The 328-nt window shown below is 45.4% G+C and carries 1 protein-coding gene; it reads right to left on the bottom strand.

Going from position 1 to position 328, the window contains the following annotated elements; genetic code table 11:
- The coding region (locus tag H1S01_RS21065; RefSeq protein ID WP_188042207.1) for a hypothetical protein at positions 1 to 328 on the bottom strand (328 nt) is incomplete at both ends.

The raw sequence follows: 328 nt of genomic DNA, 5'->3' as shown, positions 1-328 counted from the left end.
CTTCATCGGCAACCGCTTGTACCAAAAATGTTCCTGCCGAATTACTCATAAAATCAAATTCCGCTTGTCCTCCCACCGCTTCAAGGGCTAACAAAACAGGATCACTTTCCTCACGCGATACACTCACGATTATTTTTTGATTCCGATCAGAAATGGGTGTGTCCTGCCAGTCTCGAAGTTCTACGTGTAGGGAAAGGGTTTCGCCGATATCAATAGCACTTTTCCCCCCGGTGACGACTAATTTCATGGCCGCACATTTGAAGCATTTGCAAAAAACTTCGTCACCGTCTTTATGCAACTCGTAAACGGAACCGCTCTCGATGATAAT

The sequence above is a fragment of the Heliobacterium chlorum genome, assembly GCF_014502795.1.
Lineage (GTDB): Bacteria > Bacillota > Desulfitobacteriia > Heliobacteriales > Heliobacteriaceae > Heliobacterium > Heliobacterium chlorum.
The sequence above is the reverse complement of the archived record's forward strand: the minus strand, read 5'-3'. Positions and strand labels throughout refer to the sequence as shown.